The sequence below is a fragment of the Micromonospora sp. NPDC049175 genome, from assembly GCF_043197345.1.
GTDB lineage: Bacteria > Actinomycetota > Actinomycetes > Mycobacteriales > Micromonosporaceae > Micromonospora.
The window spans coordinates 1337136-1361676 of sequence record NZ_JBICSY010000001.1 but is presented as its reverse complement, the minus strand read 5'-3'; the positions used below and the strand labels follow the sequence as shown (position 1 = coordinate 1361676).

Annotated in this window: 22 protein-coding genes and 1 other RNA gene; 17 read left to right on the top strand and 6 right to left on the bottom strand. The window is 64.6% G+C overall.

What is annotated here, in order from left to right:
• Nucleotides 1-22: 22 nt before the first annotated feature.
• Both rnpB and ACGFH8_RS05800 read left to right on the top strand, forming a co-directional pair.
• An RNA gene (gene rnpB / locus ACGFH8_RS05805) (RNase P RNA component class A) lies at nucleotides 23-438 on the top strand.
• 188 nt (nucleotides 439-626) lie between these two features.
• Nucleotides 627-2204, top strand: coding sequence for a protein NO VEIN domain-containing protein (locus ACGFH8_RS05800; RefSeq protein ID WP_393363890.1), 1578 nt, complete (start codon nucleotides 627-629; stop codon nucleotides 2202-2204).
• 720 nt (nucleotides 2205-2924) lie between these two features.
• On the opposite strand, the gene ACGFH8_RS05795 is transcribed toward ACGFH8_RS05800, so the two are convergent.
• Nucleotides 2925-5795: a tetratricopeptide repeat protein gene (locus ACGFH8_RS05795; RefSeq protein WP_393363887.1), complete on the bottom strand. Its 2871-nt coding sequence runs from the start codon at nucleotides 5793-5795 to the stop codon at nucleotides 2925-2927.
• Nucleotides 5792-6205 (bottom strand): hypothetical protein, encoded by a 414-nt coding sequence (locus ACGFH8_RS05790; protein ID WP_393363884.1) that lies wholly within the window; start codon nucleotides 6203-6205, stop codon nucleotides 5792-5794. The genes ACGFH8_RS05795 and ACGFH8_RS05790 overlap by 4 nt, the downstream gene beginning before the upstream one ends.
• A gap of 787 nt (nucleotides 6206-6992) precedes the next feature.
• Here ACGFH8_RS05790 and ACGFH8_RS05785 point away from each other — a divergent pair.
• Entirely contained in the window at nucleotides 6993-7724 is a 732-nt protein-coding gene (locus tag ACGFH8_RS05785) for a hypothetical protein (protein ID WP_393363879.1), read from the top strand.
• A 756-nt stretch (nucleotides 7725-8480) separates the two neighbouring features.
• Here the strand turns inward: ACGFH8_RS05785 and ACGFH8_RS05780 are convergent.
• The 3 genes from ACGFH8_RS05780 to ACGFH8_RS05770 form a co-directional block, all read right to left on the bottom strand.
• Nucleotides 8481-9371, bottom strand: a complete 891-nt coding sequence (locus tag ACGFH8_RS05780) for a DNA-processing protein DprA (protein ID WP_393363877.1) — start codon at nucleotides 9369-9371, stop codon at nucleotides 8481-8483.
• Nucleotides 9372-9408: 37 nt separating this feature from the next.
• On the bottom strand, nucleotides 9409-10809 hold the full coding sequence (locus ACGFH8_RS05775; RefSeq protein WP_393363873.1) for an SIR2 family protein: 1401 nt from the start codon (nucleotides 10807-10809) through the stop codon (nucleotides 9409-9411).
• Nucleotides 10810-11331: 522 nt separating this feature from the next.
• Nucleotides 11332-11754, bottom strand: a complete 423-nt coding sequence (locus ACGFH8_RS05770; protein ID WP_393363870.1) for a GntR family transcriptional regulator — start codon at nucleotides 11752-11754, stop codon at nucleotides 11332-11334.
• A 543-nt stretch (nucleotides 11755-12297) separates the two neighbouring features.
• On the opposite strand from ACGFH8_RS05770, the gene ACGFH8_RS05765 reads away from it, so the two are divergent.
• The 4 genes from ACGFH8_RS05765 (at nucleotide 12298) to ACGFH8_RS05750 (ending at nucleotide 14714) form a co-directional block, all read left to right on the top strand.
• The gene (locus ACGFH8_RS05765; protein WP_357079395.1) at nucleotides 12298-12642 is read left to right on the top strand and encodes a hypothetical protein; all 345 of its coding nucleotides are present in this window, start codon (nucleotides 12298-12300) and stop codon (nucleotides 12640-12642) included.
• Nucleotides 12643-12733: 91 nt separating this feature from the next.
• Nucleotides 12734-12979, top strand: coding sequence for a precorrin-4 C11-methyltransferase (locus ACGFH8_RS05760; protein WP_393363867.1), 246 nt, complete (start codon nucleotides 12734-12736; stop codon nucleotides 12977-12979).
• Nucleotides 12980-13128: 149 nt separating this feature from the next.
• Nucleotides 13129-13950: a GntR family transcriptional regulator gene (locus tag ACGFH8_RS05755; RefSeq protein ID WP_393363864.1), complete on the top strand. Its 822-nt coding sequence runs from the start codon at nucleotides 13129-13131 to the stop codon at nucleotides 13948-13950.
• Entirely contained in the window at nucleotides 13938-14714 is a 777-nt protein-coding gene (locus tag ACGFH8_RS05750; RefSeq protein ID WP_393363861.1) for a glycosyltransferase family 2 protein, read from the top strand. Before ACGFH8_RS05755 ends, ACGFH8_RS05750 begins: the two co-directional genes overlap by 13 nt.
• Here the strand turns inward: ACGFH8_RS05750 and ACGFH8_RS05745 are convergent.
• Nucleotides 14704-15147, bottom strand: coding sequence for a hypothetical protein (locus tag ACGFH8_RS05745; protein WP_393363859.1), 444 nt, complete (start codon nucleotides 15145-15147; stop codon nucleotides 14704-14706). The two genes, ACGFH8_RS05750 and ACGFH8_RS05745, sit on opposite strands and share 11 nt — an antisense overlap.
• A 483-nt stretch (nucleotides 15148-15630) precedes the next feature.
• Between ACGFH8_RS05745 and ACGFH8_RS05740 the strand changes: the two genes are divergently transcribed.
• From ACGFH8_RS05740 to ACGFH8_RS05695, 10 genes are all read left to right on the top strand, one after another.
• Nucleotides 15631-16026, top strand: coding sequence for a transcriptional regulator (locus ACGFH8_RS05740; RefSeq protein WP_091402451.1), 396 nt, complete (start codon nucleotides 15631-15633; stop codon nucleotides 16024-16026).
• A 175-nt stretch (nucleotides 16027-16201) separates the two neighbouring features.
• On the top strand, nucleotides 16202-17797 hold the full coding sequence (locus ACGFH8_RS05735; protein WP_393363856.1) for an FtsK/SpoIIIE domain-containing protein: 1596 nt from the start codon (nucleotides 16202-16204) through the stop codon (nucleotides 17795-17797).
• On the top strand, nucleotides 17794-18060 hold the full coding sequence (locus ACGFH8_RS05730) for a hypothetical protein (protein ID WP_393363854.1): 267 nt from the start codon (nucleotides 17794-17796) through the stop codon (nucleotides 18058-18060). Before ACGFH8_RS05735 ends, ACGFH8_RS05730 begins: the two co-directional genes overlap by 4 nt.
• Before the next feature lie 3 nt (nucleotides 18061-18063).
• A complete protein-coding gene (locus tag ACGFH8_RS05725) occupies nucleotides 18064-18252 on the top strand; it encodes a hypothetical protein (RefSeq protein ID WP_393363851.1) in 189 nt (62 codons plus the stop codon).
• The gene (locus ACGFH8_RS05720) at nucleotides 18249-18821 is read left to right on the top strand and encodes a DUF2637 domain-containing protein (protein WP_393363848.1); all 573 of its coding nucleotides are present in this window, start codon (nucleotides 18249-18251) and stop codon (nucleotides 18819-18821) included. Before ACGFH8_RS05725 ends, ACGFH8_RS05720 begins: the two co-directional genes overlap by 4 nt.
• On the top strand, nucleotides 18818-20566 hold the full coding sequence (locus tag ACGFH8_RS05715; RefSeq protein WP_393363845.1) for a replication initiator: 1749 nt from the start codon (nucleotides 18818-18820) through the stop codon (nucleotides 20564-20566). The genes ACGFH8_RS05720 and ACGFH8_RS05715 overlap by 4 nt, the downstream gene beginning before the upstream one ends.
• Nucleotides 20566-20748: a helix-turn-helix domain-containing protein gene (locus tag ACGFH8_RS05710; RefSeq protein WP_393363842.1), complete on the top strand. Its 183-nt coding sequence runs from the start codon at nucleotides 20566-20568 to the stop codon at nucleotides 20746-20748. Before ACGFH8_RS05715 ends, ACGFH8_RS05710 begins: the two co-directional genes overlap by 1 nt.
• 29 nt (nucleotides 20749-20777) lie before the next feature.
• Complete coding sequence (locus tag ACGFH8_RS05705; protein WP_393363839.1) at nucleotides 20778-21944, top strand: tyrosine-type recombinase/integrase; 1167 nt, start codon at nucleotides 20778-20780, stop codon at nucleotides 21942-21944.
• Between the two features lie 72 nt (nucleotides 21945-22016).
• The gene (locus ACGFH8_RS05700) at nucleotides 22017-23750 is read left to right on the top strand and encodes a DUF262 domain-containing protein (RefSeq protein ID WP_393363836.1); all 1734 of its coding nucleotides are present in this window, start codon (nucleotides 22017-22019) and stop codon (nucleotides 23748-23750) included.
• Nucleotides 23751-24272: 522 nt separating this feature from the next.
• Complete coding sequence (locus tag ACGFH8_RS05695) at nucleotides 24273-24458, top strand: hypothetical protein (protein ID WP_393363833.1); 186 nt, start codon at nucleotides 24273-24275, stop codon at nucleotides 24456-24458.
• Nucleotides 24459-24541: the final 83 nt, after the last annotated feature.

Genomic DNA, 24541 nt, shown 5'->3' with positions numbered 1-24541 from the left:
GTTAGGATGAGGGCGCGACGGACGAGTCGACCGGGCGGTCGCGTCGGCGGGCTCCGGCCCGCCGCCGAGGAACGTCCGGACTCCACAGGGCAGGGTGGTTGTTAACGGCAACCCGGGGCGACCCGCGGGACAGTGCCACAGAAAACAGACCGCCGACCCCAACGGGGACGGTAAGGGTGAAACGGTGGGGTAAGAGCCCACCAGCACCCCGGGTGACCGGGGTGGCTCGGTAAACCCCACCCGGAGCAAGGCCAAGCAAGGGCCGTCACCGCAAGATGACGACCCGGCGCAGACGCTTGAGGGCTGCCCGCCCGATGTCTGCGGGTAGGCCGCTGGAGCCTGCCGGCAACGGCAGGCCGAGATGGATGGCCGCCGCCGGCGCAAACCCTTCGGGGTACGCGCCGCGCACAGAATCCGGCGTACAGGTCGACTCGTCCGTCGCCCACCAGCTCAGAGCCGTGATCAAGGCTGTGAGCTGGCCGTTTATTGGGTGCCGTTGGTTGACCTTGGTCATCGTTGGGTGGCGTTTGACGGCCTGGCCACGGCCTGGGACGGCCTGGAGACGGCCTGGCTTGTGGCGGTGCGCGTCGCTGTCGTACATCGCTGGCAGTCTGTACGGCGTGCGGATGACCGATGACGACGGGCGCGTGCTCAACGCGGAATTTGCCGTCGAGCTGGACGGCTCGGGACTTGCGGTGATTTTGGAGAGTGCCGGCGGGACGAGTTCGACCGGACCCTCGCGTAACTCCGACTACATCCCGGCTCTTGAGCTGATCCTCGCTCGACTCCGAATGCTGGGTGCGGTGCTGGTTTCGGGTGTGGTCGACTCCCGTAAGACCGGGCATCTGCCCGAGTCCGAGCGCACGGTTCTCGACAGACCGCTCAGACTCTCCGTCGTCGACGATCTGGCGGCGCTGCGGCTACAGCTAACGAGCCGGCAAGGCCGCATCGGACAGACACCGAACGCGCCCAAGGCGGGGAACAACCGAAAGCGACTCCGGTTGCGAATCGAAGTTCCCGGATACGGCTCTACGGACGCTTCGCGGCTGGCCGCCGAGATTGCTCGTCCCGCCGCGGCCCCTGTCTCGTCGGGGTCCGCCACGGCGTTGCCGGCCCAGCGGCGCTCGGGGGAACCAAGCTCGGTACGGCTCAACGAGTGGTGGCAAGACGATCCGGCCGAGTGCTACTGGCTGGAGATCACCGACCGAGACGACCTCGGCGCAAACGTGCAGGCGCTTCAGCGCGACGGCAGCGGCCGGGAGAACTGGTCGTACGCGCTGGTGACGGCGCTCCGGCCGGGGGACATTGTCCTGCACTGGCACAAGACGCAGCACCAGGTGCCCGGCATCGTCGGCTACTCCCGAGCGGTTGACGGTCCTTTCGATGATGAGTTGGTCTGGCAGGCGCGAGGCACGTACGGCCAGAGCAGACCCACCAACCCGATGCCGCAGCCGTCCTGGCGGTACGAGCTGACCGGCTATACCCCGCTGCCGACGCCGGTGGACCAGTCGGCCTTCCAACGGGCAGAGACGGCCCTCAGGGAGATCAAGCGGAAGCTCGACGAGGCGTATCCGGCCCCGTTGTACTACCCGTTCGCGTTCTACGAGAGTCGCCCGGTACGGGTCATGCAGGCGTACATGGTCAAGTTCCCCGCGGCCATCCTTGATGCGGTCCCGGAGCTTGCTTCCATCCCACGAAGCCGTGCGCCACAACCGGTCCGGCCCACACCCCAGCCGCGCAGCAGCTCCCGGCGGAAGGCCCGTTCCAGCGGCTCGGGGTTCATCGCGGACCCTGTACTGAAGGTGGCCTTGGAACGGCACGCCGTAGAGCGAGCTGCGGCCCTGTATCCGGACTACGAGGTCGCCGACGTCGGTGCGAGACGGTCGTACGACTTGCACGCTGTGAAAGGTGCCGAGGAGATCCACATCGAGGTCAAGGGATCGTCCGGCACCGCGGAGAACGTCCAGCTGACCAGCGGCGAGGTAGACCACGCCCACGATGCGGCGGCGACCCACCTCGTTGTCGTCGACGAGATCGAGTGGACGCGCCTTCCCAATGGGGAGATCCAGACAACCGGCGGGCGGATACGACGCTGGACCTCCTGGACGCCGCACGACGACGACCTCAAGGCGACGCATTACCGCTACCGCCTCCCCGGCGGTGGCGTCGAGCTGCCCGATCCGCTCGCAGGTGCACAGGGCTGATCGCCGCGGCCTGAGCCTGGAGGAGAGTCGAGGGCAAGCCAGTCCTGGGTTTGGACTGGCGCGGCAGCCGGAAGCCCCAATCCGTCGACCAGGCCGACATCATCGGCTTCCGTCACGGCATCCGCGGACAGGCACACCAGGTGTCCGATGTGCTGCGGGGACGGTGTCCCGGCGGTTGTCGGTGGCTCACCGCCCCGGCGCCGGAGGCGGCCGGGGCGGCTTGCCGCCGGCCGGGCTTGCCGTGCCCGCGCCGCGCGAAGCGCGGCGCCTTGATCCAAAACAGAAGAACTCGGCAGTACTAACAGTTGCCCCTGAACCTCTGAATTGCTGGCAAGAAAGTTTGCTGACGGCTCCGTGCCTGGTCGCCTGCAAGGCCACCGGCGGCATCTCGCTAACAAGTTCCGGGCGTCGCGTTCGAACGCATGCTTGGAGGCTCATGCGTGCCGGCGTTCGTCGGCCTGTCGCGATTCGCCGCGCTGCTGTCGACAGCCGTTCTGGCCCAAGCCGGCCACCACTAGGAACTTGGTCGCCGTTGTCTTGTCGGAAAGGCCGAAATATCACACCAAGTGCGCCCGCTCGCAGCCCGCGTATCTCTCGTCTTACCCGCGACCGGAATGGCCCCAATAATGATTCCATACCTGGGGTTGCGGTGTTTAGCGGCTTCTGCTCCGGCCTCAAGCCTAAAGCTCCTCCGCCTTTCCCAACTGGCCGAGGGCGACCTCACGGCTGTTGTGCACCTTGAGCCTCTCCGGCCGGCGACGCCGCTTCGCTAATTTCCAGCGCCCGGTGCTGCAGCGCTTCCTCGGGCCGCCCCAGTTCACTCAAGATGAACCCGAGGCCGCTCAGCCGGGCTGCGATGTCTGGGTGGCCGGCCGGTAACGCCGCTTCGCTGATCTCCAATGCCCGCCGTTGCAACGGCAGCGCGTCCTTCAGTCGTCCCAGCTGACATTGAATGACCGCGAGATTGCTTAAGCGGGTCGCGATGTCTGGGTGGCCTGCTGGGAAGGCCGCTTTGCTGATTTCCAGCGCCTGCTGCTGCAACGTTAGCGCCTCCTCCAGCCGTCCTAGCCGCCCCAAGATGATCCCAAGGCCGCCCAGCCGGGATGCGATGTCTGGGTGGCTGGCCGGTAACGCTGCTTCGCTGATTTTCAGCGCCCGTTGCTGCAACGTCAGCGCCTCCTCCGGCCGCCCCAGCAGATTTTGCGTGTAGGCGAGGCCCTCCAGCCGGGATGCGATGTCTGGGTGGCTGGCCGGTAACGCTGCTTCGCTAATTTTCAGCGCCCGTTGCTGCAACGTCAGCGCCTCCTCCAGCCGCCCCAGTTTAACTAGCGTGTAGGCCAGGTTGCCCAGCCGGAGTGCGATGTCTGGGTGGCTGGCCGGTAACGCTGCTTCGCTGATTTTCAGCGCCCGTTGCTGCAAGGACAGCACCTCCCGCGCCTGCCCCAGTCGAGCTAGGGTGGTCGCGAGATTATTCAACCGGGTGGCGAGTTTGGGGTGACCGACCGGTAACGCTTCTTCGCTGATCTCCAGCGCCCGTTGCTGTAACGGCAGCGCCTCCGCGGCCTGCCCCAGCGCCGCCAAGGTGCTCGCGAGGTTGTCCAGTCGGATCGCGATCCCCGGATGGCCTGCCGGCAATGCCGCCTCTGTAATCTCCAGCGCCCGCCGCCGCAACGGTAGCCCTTCCGCTTCATGCCCCATCAGACTTAGCGTGTGCGCGAGGTTGTCCAGCCGAAGCGCGACATCTGGATGGCCTGCTGGCAACGCTGCTTCGCTGATCTCCAGCGCCCGCTGCTGCAACGGCAGCGCCTCCGCCGCCTGCCCTAGGTCCACCAACGTGTACGCGAGGTTGTCCAGCACGGTCGCAAGCTCGGGGTGGCCTGGCGGCAAGGCGGCTTCGTTGATCTCCAGCGCCCGCTGCTGCAACGGCAGCGCCTCCGCCGCCTGCCCTAGGTCCACCAACGCGTACGCGAGGTTGCCTAGCCGGATCGCGATGTAAGGGTCGTCTGGCGGCAACGCCGCCTCGGTGATCTCCAACGCCCTCCGCCGCAACGGCAGCGCCTCCGCCGCCTGTCCTAGGTCCACCAACGTGCCCGCGAGGTTGTCCAGCCGAAGCGCGATGTCCAGGTGTTCGGCTGGCAACGCCGCCTCAGTGATCTCCAACGCCCGCCGCTCCGATTGAACCGCCTTCTGATGATTGGCCTGGGTGTAGAAGAAGAATCCGAGCTGGCCCAGGAGCTGGGCAAAAATGAGGTCTCTAGTGCCCTCGGGAATGTGTCGAGCGAGCGCCTCGACGTGCGGCGCTAAGACGGACCACCGTGGCCAGGTTTCGACATCATCCGCTGGATTCCCTCGAGGCACAGCCTGATGCAACAGCGATAGTGCCTGGCCAACACTCTGCTTCCAAGACGGCTCCTGCTGACAATTCGGCTCGGCTAGTGCGTCTCGACTTGCAAGCGCTTGCGCGTGGCCGCGCACCACCGTTTGAACTAGCCGGTGAGTGGAAACGGTCTCTGGCGTTAGTGTGACCAGGCTGTATGACGCCAGCACCGCTAAGGATCGATCGATACTACCTGGAGTGTCCCCGTGTCCAACCAACACGCCGCGCGGTACATCGTCTGACGCATAGCATGACAACACTCGCAGTAACTCAATCGCGGTCGGCTGATCGCGGTGCAGACGCTCCAGGGATACTAACCAAACTTGCGCCACTGCCCGCTCTGCTCGGTCACCCTCAGCGATTGTATCTAGAAGTTCTGTGGGCTGATCTCGGAGTCGATCCAAATAGCTGGCAACTTGGAGCTGACTTTGTCGTAGATAGGCCGCAGCTTGTTGCAATGCTAACGGCAGGTTCCCCAGTTCGTCGGCCAACACTGCCGCCGTCAACTGATCCGACTGCTCGCCGCGCTCAATCAATAAACGTACTGCTGACGCTCGGTCGAGCGTTTCCAGTCGCAAACAACCATCTACGATGCTTTCCCAGTCCACATCGCGTCGTGTCGTGATCAGGACGTGGCCGTTGTCGACCCGCGCCAACAGCGGCTCCACGTCTGCGCGCTGTTCTACATTGTCCAAGACAAGAAGCCAACCCGAATGGTTCTGCAGCCAACCCACGGCCCACTCAGCCGCCTCTGCTGCTGTCATGACCAATGCGAGTTCAGCATTTACGCGGGCCGTCAACCCTGCGAGGCCGTCCTCAATCGCCGTCAAGTCCTCTGCAGTTACCCACCATCGAACTGAATATCTCTCCTTGTACCTATGCGCGTACTGCAACGCCAATTCGGTCTTGCCGACGCCGCCGAGGCCGTGTACAGCCTGCGAAATGACGCCATGTCCGGCTGACATCACAGCTTGGAGCTGCACCAATTCGCGCTCCCGCCCGACGAATAGTCGGGTCGGCGGCTTCGGGAGGTTATTCATTCGGCTGTGGATATCCGGCGCGGTCGACGGCCGATGCAGCTCGATTCGTCGAGCGTCGACCTTGGCGTTGTCGCCCGTAGCCGCGACACCACTGATGTTGTCGGCCGCGATCGCTCGGAGGCCGCTGGCGCGGGCACCTCCGCTGCCGGCGGCACTACCTAGAGCATCGGTCAACGTGTCACCTGAGCTCCGTTACCCGTAACCGCCACACCGCTGATGGTCTGTGCAGCGATTGACCGCTCGCCCGAGGCCGTCACCCGGACCCCCGCCTGCTCCAACATTTGCGCAACATCCGCGGCTAGATTCGGGTCCGAAGCCAGCGCCTTGCGGATCTGCAGTCGGAGAGCAGCCAGTCGATCTTCGTCCGCCGGGTCCTCTGCCAAGTCAACCGCCGCTGCTCTCACCGCGGGGGCAGACTCATGCCGCCGCAGTAGGCGCCGCAACAGCCGGCCACCCATTCCGACCGATGCATCGGCGGCAGCATCTTGCAGCCGGTCGACGACCGCTGCACCATATGCACCCACCGTCGCTGCCACGTACGGCACCACTGCGGTCGCGATCGCTGCCGTTTCAGAGTCCATCATTCGATCCCCTTGTTAGACCTTGTTCCTCAATACCACACGTAGTCACGCTTCGGAATCTCGCAGTCCGGAAACGGCCAACATTGTGCGACTAGGTGCCGTCCCGTTTGGTGTCGACCCGCTTTGCGGGAACGAGCCGCCGCCGGACCCGCCACGCTATGGGGACCCTTAGGCACCTTCGGACGTTGGCGGGTCGGGCAACGGCCTCGGCTTGTCGGGGTCGATGGCAGGCGTGATGGCCTTCCGCAGCACCTGCAGGCCATGACCGGCCGTAGGAGCCCTGGTCATCCTGAAGCCGGAGGGCCTAGAGGACACAGACCAGTCCCGGTCCACCACCACCTCGGCGACGCGGCCGGGGTGCGCTTTGCTACGCCGCGCGGGCTCGCAGCCCAGCCGGCTGCCGGCTCAACCCGGCCCAACTGGTCATCGGTCTGTCGTTCTGCGACGGTCCTCCGGGCTACCAGATTTCCTCTTTACCAACTGGCCGCGAGTCGCCTGCGGACGGCCGTGCCCATCTTCAGGCGAAGCTGACGCCGCGGTACAGCCGGCAGGGCGTTGGTTGACCGTTTAGGGTGTTTCAGTTTCAGCGGAGGTCTCGCCGGGCCGAGTGTTCAAGTCAGGTCGCCCCTGGCCGCCAGGGTCGCGGGGTGCCAGGTGGCTCTCGTCGCGGCGGTGCCAGCGGGCCGGGGAGATGCGGGCTACCGCCGCCCATCTTGTCGCACCACAGGGATACCCTCTGCAGTAGTCAAGGCTCATCCATCTTGTGTGAGTGTGACAAGGAAGGGGAGTCATGGCCGGTAACCAGCCTCCTTTGGACATAGTTGAGCTCCTACCTGACCTGCTCAGGGAGGTATCCCCACGGCCATCAGAACTGACAATCTTCGAACTGTCGGTTCCTCCAGAGGCCCAAAAACGGGTTGTGCATCGTCCTGAACTGAAAGCAGTGATCGAGGCTGCACTCCGCCTACGGTCTGAGCATGGTGTCCCCTTCTGGGATGCCATGATGCTCAATTCCCTCTCGCAACCTGAAGATATTAGGTCTGTGCTTCTGGACGCCTCTGGACTGCATCAGCCAATGTCGACCGCCGTGGTTCAGCACCGGCTTTCTATTGCAGACCTGAGCCCACTGGCGCTTCGAAGCCTTCTAGCGAAGGCGCAAGAGGGCAACATTTCGGTAGTTTCTTCACGACTTCTGATGCCCGACGGAACGGAGAGTCATCTGCCGCTGTTGGACTTCCGGCTTCCGGTCTCAGCGTCGTCCTCTGTAATCATTGAGGACATTGTGCGACGTCTTGGTTTTTCAGGGCTGGTCTTAGAATCAGGCAATTCATACCACTTTTACGGCCGAAGCCTGCTCTCGGCGAGCGAAATGAGAGAATTCTTGGGCCGGGCGATCTTGTATGCGCCAATCGTGGATTACCGCTGGATTGCGCACCAACTCGTGGAGGGTGCCTGCGCTTTGAGGATTTCCAAGGGGAAGGCGTTTGCGTATTCGCCTCGAATAGTGCTCGAAATCCGCTAAGCAGCACCCGAAACGCTCTATTGACGCCAAAATTGCCTCGCGAACGAGAATTTTAACGGTGCTTGCCGCCTCCATATTTGATCTGTCGCTTCACTGAAGTCGGGATTGATGCGCCTGCCCACTACCACGATCGCGCCGACGGTAGCGCCCGCTTGTTGAAGCGCAGAGGCGGCGCTTTGGCTCCGCGCTCCGGTCGTATAAACATCGTCAAGTATCAGAACGCGCAGCCCGACCACGTTGGTCGTTACCTCAAAGCCGTCATCACTTGGTGATCTATGCCCGATCATGTTCAGGGTGCGGCGGAGGGTCCTTCGCATCGGTGCGCCGAAGTCGATTAAGCCATTGGTGATTAGCTCCAATGGATGGGGCAGGGGGCGCAACGTTGATGGAACGACGGTCACTACATCCCAGTCTCCGACGAGCTTTCGTAGCTCCAAACCTGACTGTTGAAAATAGGCGCGAAGAATTCCTTGGACGAACCTCCCGTACTCGGGCTCGAAGCCATCAGCCTGCTGCTTGTAATACTTGAGCCAATCTCGTAGCGCCGAAGGTTTACGGTATAGGCTGATGGGGATTACGTTCCTGCAGGGTAGGAGGAGTTCGCTTGTGATCTGCTCGCAGTTCTCACACTTGGACTCCGAGATGCCCTTCGCGCTTCGGCAGATGGGGCAGACGTCCGAAGCGTTAGAGGGCGGCAGGACCAGATTCGCCGAGAGGAATTCTAGCGACGGCCAAGTCTGATCTTGCGTCATGATGCTAGTTCCTAACGGAACTTGCAAGGATGGCGATGACTTCGTCCGCGCTGCTCACCATCCGAACCCTCGGGTGGAGACTGTAGCGGCGGGCCCAATCTTGTCCGCCTAGGGTCGGTTCCCACAAGAGGACCGTCCTGTCTTGCTGCAGAGCATGGTCTGCCTCGCTACGGGTCCCGCTCTTCTCGGTAGCCTCGATTAGAAGACTAACTGTGGACAGTCCGCTAATAATCGCGTTGCGTGCGACGTAAGAACTCGCGGTCGCCGGCGAGCCTGGTCGGAATTGGGAAACGATGGCACCTCGGTCGGCGATCTTCGCTACCATAGGATTTATCGTGGTCCGGAGATAGTTGTCGAGCCCACTTCCTACTACCGCGATCGTTCGCCCGTGTCCTAGGGCCGCCTCATGTGCTGAGGAATCGATGCCTTCTGCGAGGCCAGACACTACCGTAAAACCTTCTTTTGCTGCCGCCTCAGCGACTGCTCTGGCCGCTGTCCTACCGAGGTCAGACGCGATCCTACTCCCAACGATCGCTACGGCATTACTGTCTGTTGTCGAAATTGTTCCGGCAACGAAAATGAACGGCGGCCTGCCATAGGCGCTACCAAGGTTGGAGGGATAGGCAGGGTCAGCGACGGAGAGTAGCCGAATAGTCGGCAGTTCCTTCGCCAGCTGATCCAAGCATCGGCGCCAGAAGCGGAGTCGTTCCGGAGCTATTCCTTGCCGTAGGAACGTCAGCAGTTCGCCATCTCTTGACGGCGGCACTGGTCCCGATTCCAGAAGAGCCGAGGGGCCGCCAAGCTTCTCAAGAACACTCGACAAGTCGCGCCACTCAGCGGGCAGCACTTCGGTAGCCGCCAGCAGGGCGGCCGCCGCGGGTGAGCTGATGTCCATGGAGCAACGATACAGGCGAGGTCCGACGCTCCCTCGGCTACCGGCGATCTAGGTACATTGCGGTGGTGATCAGACGTACCGCTGCTGCCGTGGCGATATCAAAATCCTCGTCGTTGAGCAGCTGCCAATCCCTACGAGCGGAGTCAGCTATATCCGTCATTCCGAACAGAGCGTCTATGGTTGACATTGACCAAATGTTCTCGGCGGCCCCACCTGTGCGGGGGAGTGGGATTATTGGTATTCCAGTAGTCTGCGCCGCCGCTAGCTCGGCCTCGGTATTTTTGCCGCCCCCCAAGACCAGAACCGCCCTGCTATCGCTCAAGACGGCTTCGCGGACGGCCGCCTGGTCTTGTCCGGTGTAGACCGCTGTGCCAATTCGCTGGGGCAATCCTGGGGCTTCTTCATCTCGGCGCCGAAAGTAAAACTTGACGCGTTCGGGGTTGTAGCGCCGTTGAGCAAGAAGCGACCGGCCGAGGGCAAACGAGACGGCCAGCCCAGCTTTGCCGCCCATAGACACAATCTGGACGTCAAGCTCGGATAGCCGGTGGCCGATGGACTGGCCGGCTCGCTCCGCGTCGGTATGAGGCTCGACCGTTCCGGACACAAAAAGCGCTGGCTCCCTTGTCCGACGAACTAGCCTGGCGAGAATTGTGTCTATCTCAGAATAGTGGTCGATTTCGCATACTGCCACACCCGACTGCTGCAGGTCCTTTACCCGGTGCTCGTGGAGCTTAATTAGATCCGGGCTGCTATCTGGGCGCTTGATAATCGTATAGTGCTCGGGCGCGCCAACGTTCAATAGTGTCCGTGACAGTCGCAACATTACCTCGATGTTCGGATCTACGAAGCTGAACCCGACGAAGAGGAAGGATTTCGTCAAGTAGCTCGCCCGCAGCGCGGACCAGATACGGGGGTGCTTGAACTCGTATTGCTCGTAATCCTGACGCGTGATCGTCGGCAGGGCTCGCCAGTCCACTACCGGCCCTTGGTTCAGGCTGCCGTGCATTTTTGTCAGTCTGCGGCGGGTCGGCATCTGCCTAGACAATAGGTCGTCCTCGTTGCAGATGACGCGTGCCTCGGGTAGGACCTCCTCGAGCAGGCAGTCGTAGTTTGTGGTCCAGATATCGTCCACCGGTAGCCGAGCGAGAGACCGGTGGCCGTCGGTAGGTGGGTAGAAATTCTTGGTCATTTCAGCCAATACATGGCTCTCCAAGGCCTCACGGCCGCCAGGCGTCGAGACAGTGAAGTATTGAGCCACGAGCGGAAGATCGTCGAGGTGATTCGGGATGTCGGCCCGGCTTCTTAGCTCAGCGACAAGCCCGGACCAATCTGGGTAGCCAGCGCTCTTCGATAGTCCGGCTCCCACGAACAGTGAGGCGTTGCCCGCCCGCACTGCGCTGCCGTACTGGCTCAGGAGTTCGTGTTCACTGATCGACATCTCAACAGAGTAAGCCGGACATATGTCTCCGACGTCAATCTGCCCCTGACACGCTGCTGCTGCTGCTGCAGCAGCAACCGGCCCGCCCCCGAGCTATGGACCCATGGAACCCGCGCATCCCGGACAGACCCCCGCTTGACGGCAACGCCGGCCCGACATGTCGCAGAGGCTCCGGGGTCGAGCGCTGCCGTCGGGGAGCGATGCGAAGCACCCTTGAGGTCGGAGGGGGTGAACTTTCACCCCTCCGACCTCATCCCGCCACCGCTAGGGGTAACTGGCACTACGGCGGCGGTGCGACCACTGCCGCGTCCCCGCGGGCTGCCGGAACACGAACGGCAGACCTTCTCACGCCTACCGTCTGCGGCGGCCCCGGGCTCGGGCCAGCCGTGGCCATGCCTCAATCAGTCTCGGCATCTTCTGGTGCCACTCCCTGTCCCCTGCAGTCAGGGAAGGGGAGAGAGGCGAGACTCGTCCGCCCCGTCGCGGGTCCTTCGGACTCCCGGTAGCCGAGCTTCGACCGCGCTACCTCGTGGTCTTCGGCAGTTTGTAAATCTTGGTGACTGTCTCGACGGCCCCATCGCTCCGCTGAATGCTCTCTTGCTCAAGCAGGGGTGCGCCGACCTCGATCCCGAAGAGTTTCGCTAGCTCTGCGCTGGCAGCAACTTCTCGCTTCCTGGTCGCTGAGTCCGATTCCAGCAGCCTGCAAGCCTTGAGTGGGCTGACCTGGACGTAGGTTCCTCGGCCGTGCTCGGTAGCTACCAGTCCGTCGTCTCGCAAAGCAGCTATTGCCTGACGAACTGTGCCACGACTTGCTCTGTACTCGGTGGTGAGCGTGCTTTCGGTCGGCAAGAGGGCTCCGGGTGGGATGACGCCGCTCTCAATGCGCTCTCTCAACTCTTCGGCAATGGCGCGGTAGCGGGGTAGTCCGTAGTGCGGGGTGGGCACCCGCTCACCGTACCTGGCACTTGTCTTACCAAGTGCCAACCAAGTGACCCGTTTCGACGTCTAGACAACTCGTCCACTTGTAGATACGTTTCCTGGTGTGCGGCTGGGGTGACGGCTCGTGTCAGGGGTGGTCTCGCGCCGGCCCTGGCCGCACCTGAAGCGCGGCGTCCTGTCGGACCGGTTGCGGTAGCCGCGCGTACACGTTGGCTCGGCGATACCCGACCCCGTCCGGCGTCGGACGGTGCGCCGTGCCTTCATCCGGGCCGGTGGCCGGCCGCATTCCCCCGTGGCTGACCACCGGCCCCCGTCTACCTGTGGAGGTGCGATGTCCGGCTCTCATCGTCGGTACCGTTGGTTCTCGTCCTGGTGGTCTCAGAGACGCCCGTCTGCCCGGGGTGTTACCGGCAACGTTGCGCCGAGTCCTCGCGCGGCTTCTACAACTTCCTCGCCGCAGTGGCAGGCGGGGGCCACCCGTGAACTGCCTGCACTCCGCTCCGTACCACTGATGACGCGGGCTCAGCTCTTCCGAGGCAACGGCGGGCGGTGGCCGCGGTGAGTCGTACGAACAAGCCGGCCGCCGTCACGAGCCACCCGGACTGGTGTGCCCCGGATCGCTGCGGCTACCTGGTGCCGCCGGTGATGTCGCACATGGCCCGCCGCCATCGCAGCTCGATGCAAAGGGTCGGCGAGAGTCGGGCCGGTGGGCTCGTCGCCTCGTACCTCATCAGTGCTGAGGCTCTGGGGGATGCCATGGTCGGTGTTCACGTGACGTGCCGGGGCGGGAACGCCTGGGCTGAGTTGTCGTTGTCGCAGGCGGTCGATCTGGCCGAGCAACTGAGCGGCCTGGTGAAGCAGGTGCTCGTGCAGCAGAGGGCCGGCGATGAGTGAGGGCGTTCCGATCCCGAGGGTTCGGTCGATGTCATCGGCTCCGCCAGTCGTTTGCCCGGCCTGGTGTCGGGGCTGCGGAGCGAACGACCCGATGCACCGCGGCTTCCTCGCCACGATCGGGCGAGAGCGGACCGGCTGGGTAACCGTCCAACTCCTCGTTGACCGCTTCGCCCGCCGCGACCTGGCCGTGAAGCTCGACGCGACCCGGTACGGGGCGATGCAGACCGTGCTCCTGTCGCCGAGGCAGGTGGATCGGCTCATCGACGAGTTGACGCATGCGCGCCTGGAGATGCTGACTGCCGCTGATGGGGATAAGCGGGCGGGAGGGAGACGGTGAACGCCAACAGCCGTCGGGGCGTTGCCGTTCCTCGTCCTCCTGGCCCGCGTCTTGGGCGGTCGCCGCGCGCAGCGGTAGCTGTGCCGCCTGTTCCTGAGCGGCCTGCCGGCGGGACCACCTGGCAGACGTTGGAACGTCTAGGGGGTACGGTGACCGGTGTGCAAGGCCGGGACTGGCGCCCTCGCTACCTGCAACTCGCCGAAGAGTTGCGGGCAAAGATCGTGAGCGGCGAACTGGCCCCCGGCACTCTGATGCCCAGCGAGACCGAGCTGGCCGACACCTCTGGCCTGTCGCGCACGAGTGTCCGCAACGCCATTCGGCAGCTCCGGGAATGGGGCCTGGTCCGTGCGGAGCAGGGGCGCGGCACCTACGTGCGGGCACCCCGCCAGCGGGTACGCCGTCGTAACACCGAGCGGTACCAGTGGGAGAAGGACCGCGTCCTGCTCGACGAGGGCGAGCGGTTGAAGACCGGTGCCACCGAGCACGACACCGGCCTGACCGTCGATGACCTGAAGTTCCACGCCGAATATTCGCGGGTGGAGGCTGATGCGGAGATGGCGGCGGCCTTGCAGCTCGAGCCGGGTACTCCGCTGCTGCGGCGGGTCTACTGGACGTCGTCGCGGCACGAGAATGCGCCGCTGACGGTGTCGTACTCCTATCTGCCGTATGACCTGGTGGCCGCGAACCCGGACCTGCTCGACGCGGGTAACGAGCCGTGGCCGGGCGGGACGCAGCATCAGCTCTACACGCTGGGCATCGAGTTGGACCGGATTGATGACGAGATCCGGGCGCGTCCGCCGTCGCCGGATGAGGCCGAGTTGCTGGACATCGACCCGGGCGTTTCCGTGCTCACCGTGCGGAAGACCTCGATCGACACCACTGGCCGGGTCGTTGAGGTTGCCGACGTGGTGATGCCGGGGGACCGCACCGAGCTTGTCTACTCCCACAAACTCCAGCGGTGGAAAACTTGACGCAGCTCGTCTCGGTCATCACCCCGGTCCACGCGCCCAGCATCGAGCACCTGCCTGGCGCCTACGAGTCGTTGGCCAAGCAGGAAATGCCTGACGGCTGGGACTGGGAATGGCTCGTCCAGGAGGACGGGCAGACCGGCGCCTTGGCCGACGCGCTGCCTGACGATCCCCGGATCAGTCTCGGTACCGGCCGTCCCGGTGGGCCTGGTGTTGCCCGTACCCTCGCTCTTTCCCGAGTTTCCGGGCAACTCATCAAGGTCCTGGACGCCGACGACCAGTTGACCCCCGGCGCCCTCGCCCGGGACATCGCCGCGTTCGACGCGCACCCGCAGATCGGCTGGACCACCTCGCGGGTACTCGACCTGCTGCCCGACGGCTCGACCGCCGGATGGGACAAGGACCCAGCCGGCGGAGTCATCGACCGCGGTTCGGTCCTGTCGTTCTGGCAGGCCAACGACTACCGAGCATCAGTGCATCCGGCGACCCTGTGCCTGCGGCGAGATCTCGTCTTCGCCCTGGGCGGCTGGATGGCGCTGCCGGCCTCCGAGGACACCGGCCTCCTGCTCGCCGCCAACGCGGTAAGCGCGGGCTACTTCACCCGGGAGTACGGCCTGCTCTACCGCAAGTGGCCCGGCCAGGTCACCAGCCAGGCCGCGCACCGGGAACCGGCCGAGTACCAGGCACGAATGAGGATCATCGAGGCCCGAGCCAACGCCCTGACCTCGATGATCCCGAACGGCTCTGACGGCACCACTACGGCGTAGCTTCGTGCCCCGGCATCCCGTGGGTACGCCGCCGCTCCTTCATCTCCGCCTCGAAGATGTGCCGCCGACCGCCGGCCAGCTTCTCCCGCGCGTCCCGCTCGATCTCCTGGAACGCGGCGTAGTAGCCGTCGTCGAACTCCTCCACGATCTGGAAGGTCCAGCGGCCCGGTAGGACGTTGCGTCCCAACAATTCATATTCGACCCGGTCGGCTACTTCTTCGTGGCCCGATTCCCGGAGTAACCGCACGACCCGATCGAGGGTAAGGTCCGCGCCCCCCACGAGTTGGTGTGCTGAGTACAAGTGCCCTCGAACCCGATGGATTGTCTCAAGCGCCTTGCTCAGTTCGCCCAGCGCTTCGACCGTCTTATCATCCAGGCCGGCGACCCTTGAGTGCTTCTCGTCAACGCCGCCGCCTTGCTGGTCACGTGCCATGTGGACCACGTTACCCAGGGGGAGGGTGCCCTACTCGCCGAGGGCTCTCTTGCTTACGGCACTTGCGCCACCCCGATGAGGCCGACCACCACCACGAGAATCACCACTATGACCTGCACTGCGATCTGCTCCGGCAGCTTCAACGTGAAGTTAATCTCCGCCACTTGTAGTCCAATCTGGTCCTTGGATGCGTGCTGTCTGGGCTAATCAGAATGCTAACGAATTGAGCGGCGAGCGCAAGAGTAAAACCTGCCGAACTTCAATTGGCAATTTGCCAATTCGAATCGTGCCACTAGGCAATTTTCCAAATGGCACGATTCGAATTGGCATCGTGCCAAAGTGCTGCGCCGTGTGGGCGACTGGATTAAAACGCGCAAACTGTGACTAATAGTTCCACTACCGACTGCTTGTTGACTTGTCTGCCAAGTGCCGTCTACCTTGGATGCAACTTGGCAGACAAGTTAACAAGTTGGAGGTTAAGCGATGGCTCTGCGAGGCGGCACGAGGTTCGCGGTGCGGTGTGAGGACGTGTTCCCGGCGGGGTGCGCGTTGGTGCCCGAGTCTCTGGGCGAGGTCGAGGACTACGACGAGAAGACCGGTCGGCGTAGCCCGGCGAAGGACAAGCTGACCGGCCAGCGGGTGTGGCAGGTCCGGGTGATGGACCTGGATCCGGAGCTGGGGAAGCGGTCGCGGGAGACGACGGTGAAGATCTCGGCGGACTACCAGCCGGTACCGCCGACGGGTGGCCTGTTCGAGGCGGTCGAGTTCGACGGCATGACCGTCACGCCGTACGTGGGCAACAACGGTCGGATGGCGTATTCGCTGCGGGCGACCGGGATGCGTGCCCCGGCGGGCGTCGCGACGAAGGCGGCGCAGTAGCCGCATCTGGTGGGGGCGGGGCTGTCAGGTCTTGGCGGACGGCAGCCCCGCCCTCTGTCTCTTTCCCCTGCTCTGTCGAGAGAGGTAGTGACATGTCCAAGCGTATGCCTGCCGTCCTGCGGCGGCCCACAGTGGCGGGTGCGCGATGATGCGCCGGCCGCGCGGTGAGGTCGTGATGACCACTGCGGGAGACCTGGTGGTGATCCGCCCGCGCAGGCTGGAGCTGCCGGTCTGGCTGATCGCGATCGGCCTGGTGCTGCGGTGGCTGTGGCGGGGCCTGTGGTGGTGTCTTCGCCACCCGGTCGCCGTCGGCCTGGTCGTGACCGGGGCGAGCCTCTACCGCGAGTTCGGCCGGTCCGGTGTGATCGTGCCCGTGGTCCTGGCCGCTGCCGTGTCGGCGCTGTGGCGGTGGCGGCACGAGTCGTCCTGGTGGACCTGGTGCGCCGGTCCGCTCCTCGGCCGGTTCCGTCAGCTCTTCGTCTACCGGCGGGCCTGGCGCGAGGCAATGACCCTCTGCGGCCTGGCCAAGGTGTACGACCACCGCACGGTCCTGCCGGAGCTGCTGCGGGTCCGCTCGGATCAGGCGCTCGACGTGCTGACCATCCGCATGGTCCGCGGCCAGACACCGGAGGAATTCCAGAAGGCAACGGCGAACCTGGCGTACGCCTTCGGTCGCCGGCACGCCTGGGTCTACTCCGAGCGTCCCGATGACCCGCCGGTCCGATCGGGCTACTGGGCGCTGGTCTTGGGCGCGGTGGACCGGCTGCGGTTCCGGGACCGGCCGTCGGTGGTCTACCTGGTGGTGGTCCGCACGGATGCGTTGCGCACCCTGGTCGACCCGTTCGACGTCCCGTCGGTGCCCGACTTCACCGCTCTGCCCCTGGCGCGGCGGGAAGACCTGCGGCACTGGTGCCTGCACCTGCTCGCCACACACGTACTCATCGGCGGCGCCACCCGCTCCGGTAAGGGCTCGGTGCTGTGGTCGCTAGTCCGTGTCCTGGCCGGCGGGATTTCCTCCGGGCTGGTCCGGCTCTGGGTGATCGATCCCAAGGGCGGCATGGAGTTCGCGATGGGTCGGCCGTTGTTCGCCCGGTTTGCCTGTAAGTCGTTCGAGGCCATGGCTGACCTGCTCGACGAGGCCGTGACGGTGATGCGGGAGCGGCAGGCCCGGCTTGCCGGCGCGGTGCGGGTCCACACTCCGACTCTCGCTGACCCCCTGGTCGTGGTCGTCATCGACGAGATGGCGGCACTGACCGCGTACCTCCAGGATGTGGACCTGCGCAAGCGCATTGCCGGGTCGCTCGGGCTGCTGCTGTCGCAGGGTGCCGGCGTCGGTGTTCTGGTGGTGGCGGCGTTGCAGGACCCCCGCAAGGAGGTGCTGCCGTTCCGGGACCTGTTCCCGACCCGGATCGCGCTCGGCCTGACCGAGGCGGCTCAGGTCGACCTGGTGTTGGGTGACGGTGCCCGCAACCGTGGTGCCCTCGCCGACCAGATGCCGCGGTGGGCCAAGGGCGTCGGCTACGTGATCCTCGACGGCACTCCAGAGCCGGCCCGGGTCCGCTTCTCCTACATCTCCGACGACCACATCCGGGAGCTGGCCGCCGAGTACCCAGCGCCGGCCGACGCGGCGGACATCCTCGCCCAGGTCGGCCGCGAGACCGCCACCGAACCGACCCGGCCGCCCCTGCCCCGGCAGCGTCGCGGACCGCTGCTGCCCGACTCGCTGCTGAACATCCTCGACCGGGACGCCGACGGGGGTGAGCCGCGGTGACCGCCCCGACCGACGGCCGAACCTTCTACCGGCTCCGCGCCCCCGGCACCGACGGCACCCCCAGCACGGCCGTGTCCGTGCGAGTCGACCCCGCCCGGCCCGACCCGTACCCGGTCTATCTCGCCGTCGGCGGCGGTCGACGCCGCATGTACCTGACCCCCGACGAGGCGTGGGCGCTGTGGCGCTGCCTCTCCGAAGCGGTGGCCTCCCTCGGCGAGCCACCCGACCACGTCCGTACCCGCGTCGCCCCGGCCCGGAGGTAACCGATGTCCCTCAAGAGCTTCTTCCTCGGCACCCACCGCCTCAAGCCCCTGCACGTCGAACTGGACGGTTCCCCGGACCGGCTCGCCGGTGCCCTGCACGGCCTGGCGCACATGGTCAACCGCCGCCGCGACCTCAACGGCCAACAGATCTGCATCACCCTGACCGTCCGCGACAACGGCAGCGGCCGATGATCCGCGAACGCGCCGAGTCCGGCGTTCGGGTGCTGATCCTGCTCGTCGTCGGCACCATGGCCGGCGCCGCCGCCTTCACCCACGTCCACGACCTGACCGTCGCCCACGGCCAACCCGACTGGATCGGCTGGGCCAACGCCGTAGCGGTCGAGCTGATGGCCATCTACCTCGGCCTGGAAATCCGCGCTCGCCGCCGCACCGGTCGGCCTGTCGGCCTGGTCGGCGTCCTGCTGATCGCGTTCGCGCTGCTCTCCCTCGCCGCGCAGGTGGCCGAAGCCGAACCCTCCGTCTGGGGCTGGATCGTCGCGGCGGTACCGTCGCTGGCCTTCCTCGCCCTCGTGAAGGTCGTCCTCTCCAGCGAACCAGCCACCCCGCCGGTACATGAGCCGGACCAACCGCAGGTCGACTGGACACACGACGCCTCGGAGCAGGTCATCGAGCCTGAGCCGCAGCGACCGACTCAGCCAATCGCGCCCGTGCCTGCGGTTCGCCCGGCTTCGTCCACGGTGCTGCCTCCGGTTGGCGTCGTCCAGCCCAACCGGCCCCAGGTCGTCGGGATCATCCGATGACGGCTCCGACTCTGCCCGGCCTCGAACCCGCTCCGACCCCGGTTGCTCCTCGGCCGGGGTCGCGGGCGGCCCGCATGGCGCTGCCCCGCTCGATCGACGTGCTCAAGGAGATCGCGGCCGAGTATGGCGTCTGCGTCCGTCCGCTCGCCATGCGCCGCACGGACCTGAACACTGGGCTGACCGAGGTCATCGACCTGCCGTGTGGGGCGACCCGTGAGGACAAGTGCGCCCCGTGCGCCAAGAAGAACCGCCGGCTGCGGCAGGCGCAGATCCGGGAAGGCTGGCACCGCGACGACGAGCCGCTACCGCCACCGGAGCCGGCGACCGAGGAGCAGAAGGCGCTTGTCCTGCTGCGCGGGCACCTGGAGTTCTCCCGTGACGAGGCGTCCCGGGCGAGCCAGTGGGACCAGGTCACCGACCTCGACGAGGCGATCCAAGAGGTGGAAGAGGCGATCGCGGCCGAAGGGCTCCGGGGCCGGGTCGCGCCGCAGCACTCGACCGACGATGAGGACCAGGGCGAAGAGGACAGCGGCCGGCGCCGCAAGCGTTCCACCCGGCGGCGGCAGGATGCCCCGGACTTGCCTCGGCGCAAGGTCGAGCGCCGTACGGTGGGCAAGACCTACGCCGCACCTGACGGCTCGACCTACCGGCCGTCGATGTGGCTGACGCTCACCCTAGACTCGTATGGCCCGGTCCGCCCCGACGGCACCCCGGTTAACCCCGCCCGGTACGACTACCGCCGCGCTGCCTGGGACGCGGTGCACTTCCCTCGGCTGCTGGACCGGTTCTGGCAGAACCTTCGGCGGTGCGAGGGCTGGAACGTCCAGTACGCGGGTTGCGTCGAGCCGCAACGCCGTCTCGCCCCGCACGCGCACTTCGCCATCCGGGGCACCATTCCTCGCGATGTGCTTCGGACGGTGGCGGCGGCGACCTATCACCAGGTGTGGTGGCCCTCGGTCGACGTGCAGCGGTACACCCTCGATCGGCCCCCGATCTGGGACGAGCAGGCAGCGGCGTGGGTCGACCCGGACACCCGCGCGCCGTTGAACACCTGGTCGGAAGCCCTCGACACCATCGACGACGACCCGGACGCCGAGCCAGTCCACGTCGTGCGCTTCGGCGCCCAGGTCGACGCCCGCGGCGTCATGCCCGGCACCGAGGACGCCGAACGGACCATCCGGTACGTCACGAAATACATCACCAAGCACACCGGCGACGTCCACAAGATCATCAGCGGTCGGCAGCGGGCACACCTGGACCGGCTGTGGCAGGAACTCCAGGTGACCCCGTGTACCGACCGTTGCGCGAACTGGCTGCTCTACGGCGTCCAGCCGAAGGGGTCACACGCGAAGCTCAAGCCGGGCCGGTGCAAGGGCAAGGCCCACCAGCGGGACACCCTCGGGATCGGCGGCCGGCGCATCCTCATCTCCCGCGACTGGTCCGGCAAAACGCTCTCCGACCACAAGCACGACGTGCGGGCGTGGGTGCGGGCTCTGCTCGGCGTGAGCGTCGGCCTGGATGGCGTTGAGGACCAGGGCGCGACTGTCAAACCGGTCCGGCACGCCTGGGAACTCGCCCGACCCGACGACCCCGACGTGCCGGCCATGGCCCACCGGCTGCTGCGGTCGATCAGCGAACGTGCCCGCTGGCGCTCGGAACTCCTCGCCGCGAAGGACCGGGCCGCGCAGCTCCCCCAGACCGGATCGAGAACGGAAGCAGACGGCGCGACGGGGGAGAGGCTTTGATGGCGGCGAACGATGGGCTCTGGACAGTTCAGGACGTAGCGGCGTACCTGCGGGTACCAACCGAGACGCTGTACCGCTGGCGGAAGGTCAAGTACGGTCCGCGGGCGGCTCGGGTCGGTCGACACCTGCGGTACGAGCCAGAGACGGTCCGGTCATGGGTACGTGAGCAGGCGGCGGCCTAATGGGACACGTAGAGGACCGCTGGTACAAGGTGATCCGGCACGAGGGCGGCCGGAAAGAGCGGATCAAGTCGGATCTGTTCGGCAAGGGGATGCGCTACCGAGTTCGGTACATCGGCCCGGACGGCCGCGAACGTAGCCAGTCCTTCCCGGACCGGGCGAAGCGCGAGGCTGACGCCTTTCTCGTCTCCACCGAGACAGACAAGCTCCGGGGCTCCTACGTCGACCCGTCCGCTGGTCGGATGGCCTTCGCCGAGTACGCCGAGAGCTGGTTGCGCACGCGCTCCTTCGACGAGTCGACCCGGGAGAGCACAGAGTTCCGGGTACGCAAGCACCTGCTGCCGTTCTTCGGCTCTCGGCAACTGGCGTCAATCAAGCCGGGACACATCCGCGAGTGGGACGCCGGGATGGTCGGCAAGCTGGCCGTGGCGACCCGGGCCGTCGTGTTCGCCCACCTGCGGACGATCCTGGGTGCGGCCGTAGATGACGAGCGCATCGCCAAGAACCCATGCTCGGCGGCCTCGGTAAAGCCGCCCCGGCCGGCGCAACGTCGTGTCGTTCCCTGGCGGGCCGACGAGGTCTCGGCAATCCGCGGCGGCCTCGCGGAGCGGTACCGCCCGATGGTCGACTTGGGCGCCGGCTGTGGCATGCGGCAGGGGGAGATCTTCGGCCTGGGCGTCGATGACGTCGACCTGGACTCGGGCTGGGTACACGTCGTCCGGCAGGTCAAGGTGGTTCGTTCCCGGCTGGTCTTCGGTCTGCCTAAGAACGATCGGGACCGCCGGGTACCGCTGCCCGATTCGGTGGCGCAGTCGCTCAAGGAGCACGCCGAGAAGTACTCCCCGCTGTCGATCACGCTGCCATGGGAACACCCGTTCAGCGACGAGCAGGTGACGGTACCGCTGATCTTCACCACCACCCGGCGGGGTGCGATCAAGCGGGCCACCTTCGACGGCAAGAGTTGGCGCCCGGCGGTTGAAGCGGCCGGCATCGTTCCCACTAGGGCGACCGGGATGCATGCCCTGCGCCACTTTTACGCCTCGGCGTTGCTCGACGCAGGGGAGAGCATCAAGGCTCTTGCCTCGTACCTCGGGCACTCCGACCCCGGTTTCACGCTGCGCGTCTACACCCACCTGATGCCGGCCAGCGAGGAGCGAACGCGAACAGCAATAGACAAGCTATTGCGCTTGCAAGGCTAGATTTCCGGATGCGACTACTTGTCCTCCATCCTTGACCGGGGTCTCCTCCTGCGAGAACATGACGTGTGCAAGATGGCCGATGCCCGATTAGGATCGAGTTCGCGCATGAGTGAATTAACAAGTTATCCAATCCGGAAACTATTGGATCACATCTATGGTGGACAAATCAGAATCCCCGCGTTTCAGCGGGGATTTGTTTGGGATGCTGATCATGTCGCGCATTTCCTGGACAGTATATATAAGGGCTATCCTTTTGGCTCTCTGCTGTTTTGGTTAACACAAGAGAATCTATCGTCGGAACGGAAGCTGGGTCCGTTCGAGCTGCCTGCCCCGCACGAGCGCTACCCGATCACATACGTGCTCGATGGGCAGCAGCGGGTAACGTCGCTCTTTGCGACGTTCCAGACTGAGTTTGTGCAGCCTGCCGACCCGGACTGGCGATCCATCCATTTTGATCTTTCTGCACGTGATAATGCTCAACAGTCGCAGTTTGTGGCGCTGAAGCCCAGCGAAGTTGATCAGTCAATGCATTTTCCATTGAACTCTTTGTTTGACTCTGTGTCATATCGGCTCGCTTCGGCTCGATTCACACGAGAGCGAGAAATTCGCAGGATTGATCGGTTGCACAGTGTTTTTAAGGAGGCGCAGCTTCCGATTCAAATGATGGAGACGGAGGATCGCGCTACCGTCGCGATTGTGTTCGAGCGGATCAATCGCATGGGAGTGGAACTCACTACTCTGGAGCTGCTTTCTGCTTGGACTTGGAGTGAAGAATTCGACCTCCGCAATAAGCTTGAGCAACTGCAGGAGGAATTAGAGAACTTCTCCTTTGGAGACATTGGCGCAGACCCAAATCTTGTTCTTCGATGTTGCGCGGCGATCTTGAAAGGTGATCCTTCCGTAGAAGTGCTTATGGACTTGGATGGAGCTGAAATTCGAGATAACTTCGAGCGGGTCGAAAATGGGATAAAGGGTGCCATCGAATTTCTCAAGAAACAGCTCAAGGTGGCTACCATCAAAACCCTGCCATACCCGCTGATGCTAGCGCCGCTCAGTGTCTACTTTGCGGTTCCTGGTGACGGGCTCCGAGTTACTCCGGAGAGGGAAACCAGGTTGCTGAAGCAGTGGTTCTGGCGGTCTTGCTTTTCTGAGCGCTATAGCGGCCAGTCGGTTCGAGCTGCGCGAGTAGATGTGACCGAGATGCAGCATCTGCGAGAAGGGCTGCCGAGTGCCCTCGGAAACTTCTCGGTCGACATTGGCTCTAGCTTTTTCTTGCTGACTGATTTTCGGATAAACAGTGCGAAGACGGCAACCTTTGTAACGATGCTTGCTCAGTTCAACCCAAGAAGCTTTATATCCGGGAGCTATGTTGACTTGGAGCGTGTACTGCAGGCGTACAATAAAGCTGAGTTCCATCACATCTTTCCAAAGTCATTCGTTGAGAAGCAAGAAGAAACCTCCGATTTTGCCCCCTTCGTCAACTCGCTAGCTAACTTCTGTTACCTTTCTCGCGCTGATAACAATAAAATTCGCGCCAGTGCTCCCTCTGAGTACAAAAAGCTGATGCCGTCAGACCCCGAGGTTTTAGCGGCTATTTTGGAGTCCGCGTGCGTAGACAAGGTCGTATTCGAGGACGATCTTGGAGCATTCTTGCGAATACGAGTCACTGCGCTGCTGATGAGTGCGTATCAGCTCTGCGAGATTGATCTTGCCGGCCGCAGAAGGACGGAGCACTCAAGAGTGGCGGAGGCCACTGTAAGGGAAGGTTTAACGCAGGCGGAGATTAGCGGGGGAACTGAACGTTAACGCGGTACGGCCGGGCGACGGCCTGCGATGGTTGTCGTCAGGCTCCGCCCCTGGTCAGCCGGGGTGTGAAGGTCATAATCCGGCGTACAGGTCGACTCGTCCGTCGCCCACCAGCTCAGGGACCTGATCAAGGCTCTGAGCTGGTTCTATGTCCGGGCGTCGATGGTCGTTCATGGTCAACATTGGGCGGCGTTTGACGCCCTGACGACGCCCTGAGCGCTGGCTCAGTTGACCTCTTCTCGGGTCGGGCTGGCGGTGACGCCGTGGACCGTCTCCGGGTCCACGCCTGACTGTTCCGGCTGGGCCGGCGGCTGTGTGTGTTCGGCACGTCCTGGTGGTGGAGCTGGTGCCGCGACCCAGTGATCCGGTGGCAAGCCAGTCCCGGGGTTGGACTGGCGCGCCAGACGGAAGCCCCGACGCGCGACCAGGCCGACCCCGCTGGCTTCCGTAGCGGTCTTGGTGGTCCCATTCGTGGATGAGGTGGGATGAGTGCGTGCCGGAGTTGCTGGAGCACCTGGGGGGATGGGTCTGGTCGGGCTGGTCAAGATTGACGGCGAGCGGGAGCGCAAGCCCTGGACCGTGGTGATCTCGGGTCAGCGGCTCGATGGTGCGGCGATAAGGGTCGACGGCCACAGCCTCGATTACTGCCTGCGGCATGTGGTCGCCGCGCTTCACGAGCGCTTCCCGGACGAACTCGCGCTGAGCTGAGATCCGATTGTGGGGCGGTGTCCCGGCGGCTGTCGGTGGCTCACCGCCCCGGCGCCGCAGGCGGCCGGGGCGGCTTGCCGCCG